The sequence below is a fragment of the Oceanibaculum sp. genome (genome assembly GCF_022449305.1).
GTDB lineage: Bacteria > Pseudomonadota > Alphaproteobacteria > Oceanibaculales > Oceanibaculaceae > Oceanibaculum > Oceanibaculum indicum.
Map to the genome: position 1 here is coordinate 20,318 of NZ_JAKUSO010000038.1, position 15,073 is coordinate 35,390.

Below are 15,073 nucleotides of genomic sequence, written 5' to 3' on the forward strand. Positions count from 1 at the left end.
GTGATTTGCCCTCCCGGCAGCACGGGCTATCTTGGTTTCCGACAGTGCCGCGAAAGCAGGAGACGGAACCATGCTGATCAAACGCAAGAAGGGCTGGGAGCTGCCGGAATCGGCGGCAACGCCGGAAGCCCTGTTCCGCGACCGCCGCCGGCTGATGAAGGGCCTCGCCGCCGGCTCCATCCTCGCCGCCATGCCGGGGCTGACCGCCTGCGGCAGCGAGGCCGCGCCGATGAAGGACCCGTCTGCCTCGCTCTATCCCGCCATGCGCAATCTGCGCTATCGCGTGGACCGCGAGATGACGGCGGAGGAGCTGGCCACCACCTACAACAATTATTACGAGTTTGGCTCGCACAAGAATATCTGGCGCGCGGCGCAGAGCCTGCCGATCCGCCCCTGGACCGTCACACTGGACGGCATGGTGGAAAAGGAACAGCAGATCGCCATCGACGATCTGCTGGCGATGGTGAAACTGGAGGAACGCGTCTATCGCTTCCGTTGCGTCGAGGCCTGGGCGATGACCGTGCCCTGGACCGGCTTCCCGATGCGCCGGCTGGTGGAGATCGCCAAGCCGCTGTCGGGTGCGAAATATGTGCGGATGGAGACCTTCAAGGACCCGTCCATCGCGCCCGGCCAGAAGCAGAGCTGGTACCCCTGGCCCTATGTCGAGGGGCTGACCATGGCCGAGGCCACCAACGAGCTGACGCTGATGGCGACCGGCATCTATGGCCAGCCGATTCCGGCGCAGAATGGCGCGCCGATCCGCCTGATCACACCGTGGAAATACGGCTTCAAGCAGCTGAAATCCATCGTCCGCTTCACCTTCACGGATGAGCGTCCCAAGGGTTTCTGGGAGGAAATCCAGGGCCGCGAATATGGCTTCTGGGCGAATGTGAACCCGGAAGTGCCGCATCCGCGCTGGAGCCAGGCCACCGAGCGGCTGCTGGGCCCGGACACCCGCGTGCCGACCCTGCTCTATAACGGCTATGCCGATTTCGTGGCCGATATGTACAAGGGGATGGAGGGCGAGCGGCTGTTCATGTAGCCCCCGCCTGAAGACCCTAGTTCTTGGCGGCCTTGTAGATTTCCTTGGCCAGCGCGGCGATTTCCCGACCGGCAACGCTGGACGGTGCCGTCTCCGCAATGCCCTTGCCGTCCAGCAGGGCCGCCGCCAGCGCCACCCGGTTGCCCAGCCGCGTCTTTGCCAGCTTCACGCCCAGCTTCGCCGCCGCCTGTTCCATGACATCGGCCAGGTTGGCGCGCGGCGGCACCCGGTTCAGCACCAGCAGCACATCGGTCTTTTCCTGCTTGGCGAGGTCGAGCGTGGCCTGCGTCGCCCACAGATCCATCGGGCTGGGCTGTACCGGCACCACCACCAGGTCGGCGACTCGCACCGCGACGCGTGCCTCTGTCTCGGCGTGCGGCGGGCTGTCGATCACCAGCACGTCGAACTGCTTCTTCAGCTTGTCCACCTCGCCGGCGACGCGCCAGCCGGTCAGCGCGCGGATATCCGGCTGCTCCGGCGCATCGGGCAGCGCACGGCGGATATCCGCCCAGGCGGTGATGCTGGCCTGCGGGTCGATGTCGAGCAGCGCCACGCTGCGCCCGGCCTTCGCCCAGGCCACCGCCAGATGGGCGGCGAGCGTGGTCTTGCCGGCACCGCCCTTCTGCTGCGCGATGGTGATGATGCGTGCGCTCATGGCCTTCTCCCGCTGGCTGTCGAGTGTGCTCATGTTGCACTGCAAAGCAACGGATAACAAGGCACGCTCTTGACGCCGGCGCCGCCCTGCGCCATGGCTTCGCGGCCATGAGTGAAGCTATACGAATCCTGCCCGCGACCGACGCTGCCATCGACGAGGCGGCGGCGCTGCTGCGCGCAGGCCAACTGGTCGCCTTCCCGACCGAGACGGTCTATGGGCTGGGCGGCGACGCGACCGACGACCGCGCCGTGGCCGCCATCTTCGCCGCCAAGGGCCGGCCCAGCTTCAACCCGCTGATCTCGCACCTGCCCGATGTGGCCCACGCGCGGGAACTGGCGCTGTTCACGCCGCTCGCGGAAAAGCTGGCCGCCGCCTTCTGGCCGGGGCCGCTGACCATGGTGCTGAAGCGCCGGCCGGACTGCCCGGTCTCGCATCTGGCCTGCGCCGGTCTCGATACCATCGCCTTGCGCGTGCCGGCCCATCCGGTGGCAAAGCGGCTGCTGGAAGCGGTGGGACGTCCGGTGGTCGCGCCCAGCGCCAACCCGTCCGGCCGGGTCAGCCCGACCAGCGCGGCACATGTCGCCGAAGGGCTGGCGGGCCGGCTGGCGCTGGTGCTGGATGGCGGACCCTGCGCCATTGGCCTTGAATCCACCGTGGTCGATGCCAGCGGCGACCGGCCCGTGCTGCTGCGTCCCGGCGGCGTGACGCTGGAAGCGCTGGAGCAGGTGGCCGGCCCCGTCATCACCCCCAAAAGCGATCCTGACGCGCCGACCTCCCCCGGCCAGCTCGCCAGCCATTACGCCCCTGCTCTGCCGGTGCGGCTGAAAGCGACCGAGGTGCGGCCCGGCGAGGCGCTGCTGGCCTTCGGCCCGGCGCTGCCGGGGGCTGCCGTCACGCTGAATCTGAGCGAGACAGGCAACCTCGAAGAGGCCGCCGCCAACCTGTTCGCCCTGCTGCGGGCGCTGGACCGGCCGGGGCTGGCCGGCATCGCCGTCATGCCGGTCCCGGAGGCCGGCCTCGGCCTTGCCATCAACGACCGCCTGCGCCGCGCGGCAGCCCCGCGCTGAGCGGCCTTGTTCCTGCCAAACTGGCGGGTAACATGGAGTCAGAGGAAAACGCGACCCCAAGGGAGTTGACCGCCATGAAGGCGCTGGCCGAAACCGTCATCGACGACACGCTGCAACGCATCCGCGCTCTGGTCGGCGACAAGGGCTACATCACCGCCGCCGACGCGATGGAGCCGCATCTGGTGGAATGGCGCGGGCTGTGGCGCGGCCAGGCGCGCGCCGTGGTGAAGCCGGCGGACACGGCGGAAGTCGCTGAGGTGGTGACGCTGTGCGCCGAGGCCGGCATCCCCATCGTGCCGCAGGGTGGCAACACCTCGCTGGTCGGCGGCTCCGTCCCCTATGAGGATTTTGACGGCATCATCCTGTCGCTCGCCCGCATGAACCGCGTGCGCGCCATCGACCGCATGAACTACACCATGACCGTCGAGGCCGGCTGCGTGCTGGCCGATTTGCAGCGCGTGGCGGAGGAGAATGACCGCTTCTTCCCGCTCAGCCTCGCCGCCGAGGGCAGCTGCATGATCGGCGGCAATCTCTCCACCAATGCCGGCGGCGTGAATGTGCTGCGCTATGGCAACACGCGCGAGCTGGTGCTGGGGCTGGAGGTCGTGCTGCCCGACGGCACGGTGTGGGAAGGGCTGCGCGGGTTGCGCAAGGACAATACCGGCTACGATCTGAAGCACCTGTTCGTCGGCGCCGAGGGCACGCTGGGCATCGTCACCGCGGCGGTGCTGAAACTGTTCCCGAAGCCGACACGGCGCGAAACCGCGATGGTCGCGATTTCCGGCCCGGACGCCGCCATCGAGCTGCTGGCCCGCGCCCGCGCCGCCAGCGCCGACGGTGTGACCAGCTTCGAGCTGATGCCGCGCATCTGCTTCGACTTCGTGCTGGCGCACATCGCCGATACGGTCGATCCGCTGCCGCAGCGCTATGACTGGCATGTGCTGCTGGAACTCAGCTCGACTGCGCCGGAGGATGACGGCCTCGCCGAGAAGCTGCAGAACCTGCTGGAAAAGGCAGCGGAGGACGGCCTCGTGCTGGACGCCGCCATCGCGCAGAACCAGGCCCAGGCGAACGCCATGTGGAAGCTGCGCGAGACCGTCTCCGAGGCGCAGAAGCCGGAGGGTGCCTCGATCAAGCACGATGTCTCCGTGCCGGTCAGCCGGGTGCCGGAATTCCTGCGCCGTGCCGACGAAGCGGTGGCGCAGGCGGTGCCCGGCATCCGCGTGGTCGGCTTCGGCCATGTCGGCGATGGCAACATCCACTACAATCTGTCGGTGCCGATGGGCGGCGACAATCAGGCCTTCCTGGCGCGCTGGGAGGAGATCAACGAGATTGTCCACGACATCGTGCACGATATGGGCGGCAGCATCTCCGCCGAGCACGGCCTCGGCCGGCTGAAGCGCGAGGAGATCACCCGCTACAAGAGCCAGACCGAGATGGAGCTGATGCGCAAGATCAAGGCACTGATCGACCCCAAGGGCATCATGAACCCGGGGAAGGTGCTGTAGGCCACCACCCACTCCGACCGTCACCCCCGCACTTGTTGCGGGGGTCCAGGCGTCAACCTGCTGGATCATTGGTCGAGTGAGCTGAACCCTGGATTCCCGGCACCCAGTGGGCTTGGGGCCGGGAATGACAGGTGCGGTGCTGCATTGACAATCCCGCCGGCTTGCCCGTCAGATGGCGCAAAACAGCCGTCAGGGAGACCCGCCGCATGACCGCCTATTCAGCGCCCTTGAAGGACATGGCGTTCGTCCTGAACCGCGTGCTCGACCTGAAGGGGGTCTCATCCCTGCCGGGTTATGAGGCGGCGGAGCCGGCGCTGGTCGAGCAGGTGCTGGAGGAGGCGAACAAGCTGGCGCGCGACGTGCTGGCGCCACTAAACGCGCCGGGCGACCGGGCGGGCAGCCGGATAGAGAATGGCGTGGTGCGCACGCCCGACGGCTTCAAGCAGGCTTACGGCCAGTTCACCGAAGGCGGCTGGAACGGCGTGCCCTTCGACCCCGATTATGGCGGGCAGGGCTTGCCCTGGCTGGTGCAGCAGGCGCTGGCGGAGATGTGGCAGTCGGCCAACATGTCCTTCGGCCTGTGCCCGCTGCTGACACAGGGCGCCATCGAGCTGCTGCACGCCCACGGTACGGCGGAGCAGAAAGCGCTCTACCTGCCGCGCATGATCGCGGGAGACTGGACCGGCACGATGAATCTGACCGAGCCGCAGGCCGGCTCCGATGTCGGGGCGGTGAAGACCCGCGCCGTTCCCGAAGGGAACAATTACCGGATCACCGGCCAGAAAATCTACATCACCTATGGCGACCATGACTGGACGGAGAATGTCATCCACATGGTGCTGGCCCGGCTGCCCGGCGCGCCGGAGGGCACAAAGGGGATCAGCCTGTTCCTGGTGCCGAAATTCCTGGTGAACCCGGACGGATCGCTGGGCGAGCGCAACGACCTGCGCCCCGTCTCGCTGGAACACAAGCTGGGCATCAATGCCAGCCCGACCTGCGTCATGGCCTATGGCGATAAGGACGGGGCCATCGGCTATCTGGTCGGCGGCGAGAACCGTGGCATGGAATGCATGTTCACCATGATGAACAATGCACGGCTGGCGGTCGGCACGCAGGGCCTGTCCATCGCCGAGCGCGCCTACCAGCAGGCGCTCGATTACGCGAAGACACGCATCCAGTCGCGCGATGCCAGCGGGTCGGCCGAACCGGTCGCCATCATCCGCCATCCCGATGTGCGGCGCATGCTGATGAGCATGAAATCAGGCATCGAGGCGATGCGCGGCCTGTCCTACCTCGCCGCCTGGGCACTGGACCATTCCAAGCGCAACCCCGACGACGGCGAGCGCGCCCGTGCGCAGCGGCTGATCGACCTGCTGACGCCCATCGTGAAGGGCTGGTGCACCGACCTCGGCATCGAGATCGCCTCCACCGGCGTGCAGGTGCATGGCGGCATGGGTTTCATCGAGGAGACCGGGGCCGCGCAGCATTACCGCGATGCGCGCATCCTGCCGATCTATGAGGGCACCAACGGCATTCAGGCGAATGACCTTGTCGGCCGCAAGATCGTGCGCGACGAGGCCGCCTCGATGCATGAGCTGATTGCCGAGATGGCCGGCACGCTCGACGTACTTCGCAAACAGCCGGGCGATGATATGGAAGTCGTCGCCCGCGCGCTGGAGGATGGCATCGACGCGCTGGAACTCGCCACCGGCTGGCTGATGGCGACCTTCCCGGAGGACCGTTCGCTGGCGCTGGCAGGGGCCGCCTATTACCTGAAGCTCTGCGGCATCGTCATCGGCGGCTGGATGGTGGCGCGCGGCGCGCTGGCGGCCCTCGACGGGCTGTCGTCCGGCGGCGAGGATGCGTCCTTCCTCGAAGCCAAGCTGGTCACCGCACGCTTCTATGCCGAACATTACCTGCCGCAGGCGACCGGCCTGCTGGCCGCCATGGTCGAGGGTGGCCGCAGCACGCTGGCGCTGGATGAGGCACAGTTTTAGGAGGGAAAGTTTCCCCCTCACCCGGCTCGCTATCGCTTACCACCCTCTCCCGCAAGGGGAGAGGGTTTTCTGGGCGCCCTTTCCTTCCCTCTCCCCAACGCGGGAGAGGGTTGCGGAGCCTTATGAGCGAAGCGAATTAGGCGGAGCTGGGTGAGGGGGACATTTCAATTATCACCACCCTCCCCGCCACCCCTCAGCAGTTCCGCCAGCGTGGCGGCGACGACCAGCGTCGCCCTGTCGAGGTCGGTCAGCACCAGCCGCTCATCGGCGCGGTGGCCGTTGGCTTCCAGAATGCTGCGCGGCCCGGCGCCATACAGCACGGTCGGCACGCCCGCCGCCATGTAATGCCGCGCATCGGTGTAGATCTGCAGGCCGCCGGTGCCGATCTCCTCGCCCACTACGGCGCTGGCATGACGGGAGAGCGGGCCGGTCAGCCGTTCCACGCCGGGCAGCGGCCCAAGCGGCGTCGCCAGCAGCAGCCGGTGGATCGAGACGGAAATGCCGGGCAGTGCCTCGACCGCATCCTCGATGGCGAGGCGCAGTTCGGCCTCCACGACGGCGGCATCCTCCTCCGGGATCAGCCGTCGGTCGAGCCGCAGGACCACCTTGTCTGGCACCACATTGGTGTTGATGCCGCCGGCGATCAGCCCGACCACCAGCGTCGGGTGATCGATGCCGGGCACGGCAGAGCGCGTTGCCTTCAGCCCGTCGCGCAACCCGTAGAGCATGGTGAGGACCGCCGTCGTCGCCTCCAGCGCGTCATGGCCGGTTTCCGGCTTCGCGGCATGCGCCGACCGGCCGCTTACCGTCACCTCCAGATGCAGGCAGCCATTATGCGCGGTCACCACCTGATAGGCGAAGCCGGCGGAAATGGCGAGGTCCGGCTTGCTGATGCCGGTCTCCAGCAGCCATTGCGGGCCGATGGCACCGCCCACCTCCTCATCATAGGTCAGGTGCAGTTCGACTGTACCGTCCAGCGCAGCGCCTTCCGCCGCTAGCGCGTCCAGCGCCTTCAGCGCATAGGCGTAGGTGGCGAAGTCGGATTTCGAGACCGCCACACCGCGCCCGTACATCACCCCGTCGATGATCGCGGCACCATAGGGATCGGTGCTCCAGCCCGCGCCCGGCGCCACCACATCGCCATGCGCGTTCAGCGCGATCACCGGGCCTTCGCCGCTGCCGAACCGTTTGCGGATCACCAGATTGGTGGCGGAGATCATGCCGTTCGCGGCGCACAGCTCGGCCGGCACCGGATGGCGTTCCACCGTGAAGCCCAGCGCTTCCAGCAATGCCGCCGCCGCTTCGGCATGCGGCGAGCAGTCGCCCGGCGGATTGTCGGACGGCACGCGCACCAGCGCCGCCAGGAAATCCCGCTGCGCCTGCCGCTCAGCATCCAGAAAGCCACGCAGCGTGTCGTGCATATCGTCGCCGGGGTGTGTCACCTTGCCGTCTCCATCCGGTTTTGCCCTACTGTAACGTGGCATCGGACAGGCGGCGAGAGTCGCGGGCGGAAAAGGAGCGTGAAAATGGCGGGATGGCTGATCTTCACCGGACTGAACGGGGCCGTGCTGGTGGCGCTGGGGGCCATCGGCGCCCATGCCTTCGCCGGGGAGGGGCAGGCAAAAGCCTGGTTCGACACGGCCTGGCGTTATCAGGGGCTGCACGCGGTGGCGCTGCTGGCGCTGGCGCTCGCCCTGCTGAAGCTGGAGCCGGGCCTGCCGCGAACCGCGCTGAGCGCCGGCATGGCGCTGTTCGTGCTGGGCACGGTGCTGTTCTGCGGCAGCCTGTACAAGCTGGCCTGGACCGGCAGCGGGCTGTTCCCGATGTCGGCGCCGCTCGGCGGCGGCAGCCTGATCCTGGGTTGGCTGGCGGTCGCCGTGGCGGGCGCGCTGTATCTGCGGCAGGCCGCTTAGGCCAGCAGCCTCTCCAGCGCCTCATCCACCGCCTCGACCGGGATCGAGCCGATGACCGGTTCGCCATAGGCGCTGGCCTGCAGGAAGATCGAGCGCCGCGTCACCGGGCCGAATTTCTCCGCGCTGGTATGGCCGTACAGCACCACCAGCGGCGTATCGGCGGCGGCCAGCATGTGGCTGACACCGCTGTCATTGCTGAGCGCGCCGGCCAGCCGCGTGCCGATGGCCATGCTGCGCATCGGGTTGAAGCCCTCGCCCCACAATTCCGTATCCTGCTCCGGGAACAGGGCGGTTGGTACCGCCGCGCGGATATCCAGCAGCTCCGCCGCTTCCGCCGGCCCCAGGATGAAGACCGGCACCCGGCCCCGCGCCGCCTGCCCGCGAGCGATCTCTATGAACCGCTCCAGCGGCCAGCGCTTGCGCGCCTCGCCCGCCCCCGGCGCGAATCCGACATAGGCAGGACCATCGGGCAGCTGTTGCCGCGCCTTGTCCAGCAGGTCGGCTGGCAGCGGCAGCGCCCGGTCCAGCGCCGGGCGACGGCCGGCCGCCATCTCGATCATGTCGAAGAACCGCGTCAGGATATGACGCGGTCGCTGATACCCCTTCGGCGGCCGGATGCCGGACAGCCAGAACCGGGCCGCCCCCGACAGGAAGATGCCGCCGCGCGCTTTCAGCCGGCGCGCGCACAGGCTGCGCCACACCACCTGCTGCGTGTCAAAGACAAGGTCGTAGCCGCCCTCTATCGGCAGCGGGCGGAACAGGTCAGCCTTGCGCTGACCGAGCGGGATATTGGCATGCACATGGTCCAGCAGGCCCACAGTCAACGGCGAGATCCGGTCGGCATAGACGGTAGGGCCAGGACAGACCCAGTCGATCACCGCATCGGGGAAGGCGCTGCGCAGCGCGCGCAGGAAGGGCAGCTTGTACACGCCATCGCCGATGATCTCCCCGCCGCTATAGACGGCGATGCAGCGATAGCGGCTCGATTCAGCCATTACTCTTGGCCTTGTGCGCGGCGACGGCTTCCATGACCGCCTCGACCGTGATCCGCATCATGCCGTCTGCCTTGTCGGGCACACCATCGGGCGGCAGGAGGGCGGTGATGGCGGTGCTGTGAGTCAGCGGCGGCGTCGCGCCGAACAGGCCGATGGCCGGCACGCCGGACGCAGCGGCGAGATTCAGGAAGCTGGTGTCATTGCCGACATAGAGGTCCATCGCGCCCAGGAAGGCGAGAATCTCGCCCATCTTCATGTCGAAACTCTGGACCAGCCGGCCAGGGTCATCGCCCAGCGCCGCGCGGATCGCCGGCAGGAACGGCTTTTCGTCTGGCCCGCCCAGCAGGAAGAAAGTCCCCCAGCCCGCTTCGGAAAGGGCGGCGGCCAGCGCCGCATAGCGCTCCGCGCCCCATTGCTTGTAGGGCTCCGAACTGCCAAGGCCGAGGGCGATCCACGGCCGGGGACGGTCGGCATAGGCGGCCTGCGCCTGCGCCACCGCCGCCGGATCGAGGCGCAGAAGCGGCTCCTGTTCCGGCTGCGCGATGCCCGCCGCCTTCAGCCATGCGGTGGCGAGGTCGAGCGGATGATCGCGGCGCATCGCCTCCGGCAGGAACGGTACCCGATTGAGGAAACGGCGCTGCCGCCCCATGCCATAGCCGAACCGTTCGGGAATGCCGGCCAGCCAGGCGGCGCAGGCATAGCGCCAGCTATGGTGCAGCACATAGACCCGGCGAAAATGGTGGGACCGCAGCAGGCGCGCGAGGCGCAGCACGCCCAGCACGCCGTCATGCGCGCCGCCATTACCATCCTGCGCCCGGTCGAGCCAGATCACCTCGGATACGGCGGGGTCTGCAGCGAACAGCTGGTCGGCGCGGGAGCGCGGCTTGGTGATCACGGCCACAGCGCCTTCCGGCTGCACCTCGGCCAGCGCGTGGATGTGCGGCAGGTGCCATACCATGTCGCCGACACCGGGCAGAGGCTGGATGATGGCGACCTTCCCGTCGGCTGCCACCACGTCAGCCATCAGCTTGTCCCGTCCGCGCCAACAACCGCTCGGCGGCGTCCTGGGCCATCTCCACCGTCACGCCGTCCATCAGCCGGTCACCGGGAACAGCACCACTGTCCACGGCGGCAATAAGCTCGCGCCAGCCCTGCGGCGCACGCACGAAATCGCACTGCTCGCCCCACGGGCGGTAGCGCCGGTCGTCGGTTGGGCCGAACAGCCCCAGCGTCGGCGTACCGACGGCAGCCGACATGTGCATCAGGCCGGAATCATTGCCGATATAGAGCCGGCAGCGCGCCAGCGCGGCGGCAGTGGAGGGCAGATCGGCACCAATGAAATCGATAGTCTGCTGGTCGGCAAAGGCATCCAGCACCGGCTGGGCGACATCCCGTTCGTGCGCGGCGGCGGTCACCAGAATGGCGGCCCCCTGCAGCGGCGCGCCCGGCGCGGTCAGCCGCTTGGCAAGGTCGATGAAACGGTCCACCGGCCATTGCTTGCCGGCCCAGTTGGCCGCCGGCCCCAGCGCCAGCACGGGCTGGCCAGCCGGCAGGATGGCGGCAGCCGCCTCCTGATGCGCGGTGGAGAGATAAAGCCGAGGCGGCGTTGGCACCGCTTCGCCGATCAGCGCGGCTTCTTCCTCCACCACATGGCGGTCGGCCCGATGGCGCCCCAGCCGGATCAGCCAGACACGCGGCAGCAGATAGCCGATCACCGAATTGCGCAGATCGACCGCCATGTACCAGAAAGTGCCGGCGACCTGGCGCCACAATTTCAGCCAGTGCAGCCCGTGGCGTCGCTTGACCACCGGCAGCACGCGGACAACGCCCGGATGATGCGCGAAGAGCGGGGCCGGCAGCGGGCCGCAGGCGACGGTGATCCTTGCCTTCGGGTAACGCGCCGACAGCGCCGACAGCAGCCCCATCGACAGGATCGCATCGCCAACCCGATTGGAGGTAATGAACAGCAGATTCAAGATCGTCCTCAAGCGCTATGCGCGCCTTTCTACTCCTGCACCGCGACCGGAACAACCTTGATGGGCTTGACCCCTGAGGAGGCGATTTCCGGCCGGGCTGGCGCGGTCCGATCGCTGGACAGGTTGTTTTCGATGCCGGCGCCTTCAGGAACGATTGCCTGCTGCGCCGTCAGCCAGTCGCGCGCCATCGAAAGCGAGCGGGCAAGCCGTTCCGCCCGGCCGGTCTCAGAGAGCGTGACGAGGCTCTTGTCCTTGGGCGCAAGCGCCTGGAAATCCGCAACCGCCTGCGCCGGCAGGCCGGAACCGGACCAGGACAGCATCAGGAACTGCCCGTCGAGATGCGGCAGATGCGCTGCCGGCTCAATCGGCTCCAGCAGCCTGTCCGCCGTCAGGCCGAGGAAAGGCCGCGCCCAGGCCGGATGCAGGGCGGTCGTGTCCGCAATCATGGCGCCAAGCCCGGCACCGCCATTGATGAGCACGGTCCAGCCGACGCTATGGCCACCCTCCTGCAGCATGCGCTGCACGCTGGGCGCGATGACAGCCCCCTGAGAATAGCCAATCAGGCTGACCCGGCTGGTGTCGGCCCAGCTCTGGCCATCCAGCCAGTCGAGCACGGCGCGCACCTGCCCCGGCACGCCAAGGGCACGGCGGCGCATGTCCGGCGTCAGCGCCGCCAGCGCATCGCCATCGAATGCCTGCCGGGAGAACGGCCAGTCATAGCCGATCATCACCGTGCGGCCCATATCGCCGAACGGCGCGATATTATCCCGGCCTTCCCGCGAGGAGCCCAGCACGACGACCACCGGCATCGCCTCCCCGGTGATGGCCTGGGGCATGCTGATGGTAACGCCGATCCGGCCCAGCCGGGCGTCCCGGAACAGGATGTGCCGTTCAATGCGGGCACCGGAGACGGACTGGTGTTCCTGCTCGAAGATCAGCCGCCCGTCGGCGCGCGGCAGGGAGTCGAGTTCATCCTGCTGCGACAGCCAAAGCAGCCAGCCGCCTGCAAGCAGAACCACCGCCGTGACAAAGGCAGCCACCAGGCGCAGTCCGGTCGCCAGACGGCGTGCCAGGGGCCGCGGCAGGAGGGTGCTATATCTGACAAAATCCACCATTACAACGTCGATTTTTGCCGTCACTTCTTGACGCAAAAGTGACGGCCCCAAGGTGAATCATGGGCATTTGGCGCAAACTGCAGGGCACATCGAAAGGCGAAAAGCCGCACCCGCTTGCTGTCAGTTTTGTTGACAACCAGAGAGGGTTCCTCGAAAACTTGGAGTATCTTCGCGCGCGGTTTCCCCGCGTCTATAAAAGACGGCGGATCTAACCGCGTACAGCCGCAAACTAGGGAGGAACGGTCCGTGACCGGCCAGCAGAATACCCGCACGGGCGGGCAGCTTATTGTCGACGCCCTGAAGCTGCATGGCGTCGAATACGCCTTTGGCGTTGCCGGCGAGAGCTATCTCGAAGTGCTCGACGCGCTTGTGGACGTGCCTTCCATCAAATACATCACCTGCCGCCAGGAAGGCGGCGCCGCCAACATGGCGGAAGCCTATGGCAAGCTGACCGGCAAGCCCGGCGTGTGCATGGTCACCCGCGGCCCCGGCGCCACCAACGCCTCCATCGGCATCCATACCGCCCAGCAGGATTCCACGCCGATGGTGGTGCTGATCGGCCAGGTCGCCCGCGACCAGTTCGGCCGCGAGGCGTTCCAGGAGATCGATTATCGCCGCTTCTTCGCCCCCATCGCGAAATGGGTGGAGCAGATCGACGATGCCGAGCGCATCCCGGAGATCATGCACCGCGCCTTCCACATCGCCAGCTCCGGCCGGCCCGGCCCGGTGATCGTGGCGCTGCCGGAGGACATGCTGCGCGACCATGTTTCCGCGCCCGTGGCAAAACCCTACCAGACCTCCCGCCCGCATCCGGGTGCGGGCGAGATCGAGGCGCTGCGCGGCATGCTGGCCAAGGCGAAGAAGCCGATGCTTCTGGTCGGCGGCAGCGGTTGGAGCGACGCGGCGGCGGCGGACATCAGCGCCTTCGCCGAGGCTAACAACATCCCGGTCTGCTGCTCCTTCCGCCGCCAGGACGTCGTCAGCACCAAGCATCCGGGCTTCGTCGGCGATCTCGGCACCGGTACCGGGCCGAAGCTGCTGGCCCGCGTGAAGGAGGCCGATCTGCTGATCGTCGCCGGCGCACGTCTGGGCGAGATGACGACCCAAGGCTACACGCTGATGGGCCTGCCGGAACCGGCAAAGACCATGGTGCATGCCCATGTCGATCCTATCGAGATCGGCCGCACCTTCCGGCCGGAGCTGGGCATAGTCTCCGGCATGCCGGAACTGGCCGCCGCCCTGAAGGCGATGAAGCCGGTTGACGGTTCGGCCTGGGCCGACTGGACCAAGGGTGCGCGCGCCGAATTCCTGGAGTGGTTCCAGCCCGAGCCCTACAAGGGTGACAAGCTGGATGCCGGCAAGTGCATGCTCGCCTTGCGCGACCGGCTGCCGGAGAACGCCATCGTCACCGTCGATGCCGGCAATTTCAGCGGCTGGCCGCAGCGCTTCCTGCATTTCGGCCGTCCCGGCCACCTGCTCGGCCCGACCAGCGGTGCCATGGGCTACAGCGTGCCGGCGGGCGTCGCCGCCTCGATCACGCATCCGGACCGCATCGTGGTCTCCTGCGTCGGCGATGGCGGTTTCGGCATGACCGGCCAGGAGCTGGCGACGGCGATGCATCACGGCGCCAAGCCGATCATCCTGGTGTTCAACAACAACATGTACGGCACCATCCGCATGCATCAGGAGAAGCGCTACCCCGACCGGCGCAGCGCCACCGACCTGACCAACCCGGACTATGCAATGCTGGCCAAGGCGCATGGCGCGCATGGCGAGACCGTCACGAAGACCGAGGAATTCATGCCGGCCTTCGAGCGGGCGGTGAAATCCGGCACGGCGGCGATTATCGAGCTGCGGACCGATCCGGAACAGATCAGCACCCGCACCACCATCACGGCGCTGAAGGCGTCGGCGAAGAAAGGCTGACGGGACACCATGAGCAGCAAAGCCAGAAAGAAGCCGGAAGAGCTTCGCAGCCACCGCTGGTTCGGCGTCGATGACCTGCGCTCCTTCGGGCACCGGTCGCGCGCCAAGCAGATGGGCTACGCGAAGGAGGACTGGGCCGGCAAGCCGGTCATCGCCATCGTTAACACCTGGAATGACATCAACCCCTGCCACAGCCACTTCAAGGTGCGCGTGGAGGAGGTGAAGCGCGGCATCTGGCAGGCCGGCGGCTTCCCGATGGAACTGCCCGCCATCTCGCTGTCGGAGCCGTTCCAGAAGCCGACCACCATGCTCTACCGCAACCTCCTGGCGATGGAGACGGAAGAGCTGCTGCGCGGCTACCCCGCCGATGGCGTGGTGCTGATGGGTGGCTGCGACAAGACCACACCGGCGCTGATCATGGGCGCGTTGTCGATGAACCTGCCGGCGATCTTCATGCCGGCCGGGCCGATGCTGCGCGGCTACTGGAACGGCACGGTGCTGGGCAGCGGCTCGGACAGCTGGAAATACTGGGCGGAGCTGCGCGCCGGCAACATCACGCAGGAGGACTGGGAAGGTGTCGAGGATGGCATCGCCCGCACGCCCGGCACCTGCATGACCATGGGCACGGCGGCGACGATGATGTGCGCGGCCGAGGCCATGGGGCTGACCCTGCCCGGCTCCGCCTCGATCCCGGCGGCCGATTCCAACCATGCCCGCATGGCCACCGCCACCGGCCGGCGCATCGTGGAGATGGTGTGGGAAAATCTGAAGCCGTCCGAGATCGTGACCGAGAAGGCCATCGAGAATGCCATCGCCACCGTGGTGTCGATGGGCGGCTCGACCAATTCCGTCGTGCATCTGGTGGCGATGGCCCGGCGC

13 protein-coding genes are annotated in these 15,073 nt (G+C 67.6%); 7 read left to right on the forward strand and 6 right to left on the reverse strand.

Features of this window, described 5'->3' with window-relative positions:
* Positions 1–70 precede the first annotated feature (70 nt).
* Positions 71–1,042: a protein-methionine-sulfoxide reductase catalytic subunit MsrP gene (msrP, locus tag MK313_RS12125; RefSeq protein WP_287781827.1), complete on the forward strand. Its 972-nt coding sequence runs from the start codon at positions 71–73 to the stop codon at positions 1,040–1,042.
* A gap of 16 nt (positions 1,043–1,058) precedes the next feature.
* On the opposite strand, the gene parA is transcribed toward msrP, so the two are convergent.
* Positions 1,059–1,697, reverse strand: a complete 639-nt coding sequence (gene parA / locus MK313_RS12130) for a ParA family partition ATPase (protein WP_121221808.1) — start codon at positions 1,695–1,697, stop codon at positions 1,059–1,061.
* Between the two features lie 107 nt (positions 1,698–1,804).
* Between parA and MK313_RS12135 the strand changes: the two genes are divergently transcribed.
* The 3 genes from MK313_RS12135 to MK313_RS12145 all read left to right on the forward strand — a co-directional run bounded on the left by MK313_RS12135 (position 1,805) and on the right by MK313_RS12145 (position 6,269).
* The gene (locus MK313_RS12135; RefSeq protein ID WP_287781828.1) at positions 1,805–2,764 is read left to right on the forward strand and encodes an L-threonylcarbamoyladenylate synthase; all 960 of its coding nucleotides are present in this window, start codon (positions 1,805–1,807) and stop codon (positions 2,762–2,764) included.
* Between the two features lie 74 nt (positions 2,765–2,838).
* Positions 2,839–4,272, forward strand: coding sequence for an FAD-binding oxidoreductase (locus tag MK313_RS12140; RefSeq protein WP_287781829.1), 1,434 nt, complete (start codon positions 2,839–2,841; stop codon positions 4,270–4,272).
* 206 nt (positions 4,273–4,478) lie between these two features.
* Positions 4,479–6,269 carry an acyl-CoA dehydrogenase gene (locus MK313_RS12145; RefSeq protein WP_287781830.1) on the forward strand — a complete coding sequence of 597 codons (1,791 nt, stop codon included), beginning with the start codon at positions 4,479–4,481 and terminating at the stop codon, positions 6,267–6,269.
* Positions 6,270–6,433: 164 nt separating this feature from the next.
* Here the strand turns inward: MK313_RS12145 and MK313_RS12150 are convergent, their stop codons facing one another.
* Positions 6,434–7,690, reverse strand: a complete 1,257-nt coding sequence (locus MK313_RS12150; protein WP_287781838.1) for a M20/M25/M40 family metallo-hydrolase — start codon at positions 7,688–7,690, stop codon at positions 6,434–6,436.
* Between the two features lie 105 nt (positions 7,691–7,795).
* On the opposite strand from MK313_RS12150, the gene MK313_RS12155 reads away from it, so the two are divergent.
* On the forward strand, positions 7,796–8,182 hold the full coding sequence (locus MK313_RS12155) for a DUF423 domain-containing protein (RefSeq protein WP_287781831.1): 387 nt from the start codon (positions 7,796–7,798) through the stop codon (positions 8,180–8,182).
* Here MK313_RS12155 and MK313_RS12160 read toward each other — a convergent pair.
* The 4 genes from MK313_RS12160 to MK313_RS12175 are packed head-to-tail and all read right to left on the reverse strand — an operon-like array spanning position 8,179 to position 12,193.
* Positions 8,179–9,177, reverse strand: a complete 999-nt coding sequence (locus MK313_RS12160) for a glycosyltransferase family 9 protein (protein ID WP_287781832.1) — start codon at positions 9,175–9,177, stop codon at positions 8,179–8,181. The two genes, MK313_RS12155 and MK313_RS12160, sit on opposite strands and share 4 nt — an antisense overlap.
* A complete protein-coding gene (locus MK313_RS12165) occupies positions 9,170–10,201 on the reverse strand; it encodes a glycosyltransferase family 9 protein (protein ID WP_287781833.1) in 1,032 nt (343 codons plus the stop codon). Before MK313_RS12165 ends, MK313_RS12160 begins: the two co-directional genes overlap by 8 nt.
* A complete protein-coding gene (locus tag MK313_RS12170) occupies positions 10,194–11,153 on the reverse strand; it encodes a glycosyltransferase family 9 protein (protein WP_287781834.1) in 960 nt (319 codons plus the stop codon). Before MK313_RS12170 ends, MK313_RS12165 begins: the two co-directional genes overlap by 8 nt.
* Before the next feature lie 29 nt (positions 11,154–11,182).
* Entirely contained in the window at positions 11,183–12,193 is a 1,011-nt protein-coding gene (locus MK313_RS12175) for a hypothetical protein (protein WP_287781835.1), read from the reverse strand.
* A gap of 321 nt (positions 12,194–12,514) precedes the next feature.
* Here MK313_RS12175 and MK313_RS12180 point away from each other — a divergent pair, with 321 nt between their 5' ends.
* Both MK313_RS12180 and MK313_RS12185 read left to right on the forward strand, forming a co-directional pair.
* Positions 12,515–14,194 (forward strand): thiamine pyrophosphate-binding protein, encoded by a 1,680-nt coding sequence (locus MK313_RS12180; RefSeq protein ID WP_287781836.1) that lies wholly within the window; start codon positions 12,515–12,517, stop codon positions 14,192–14,194.
* Positions 14,195–14,203: 9 nt separating this feature from the next.
* The coding region (locus tag MK313_RS12185) for a dihydroxy-acid dehydratase (RefSeq protein ID WP_287781837.1) at positions 14,204–15,073 on the forward strand (870 nt) is incomplete at its 3' end.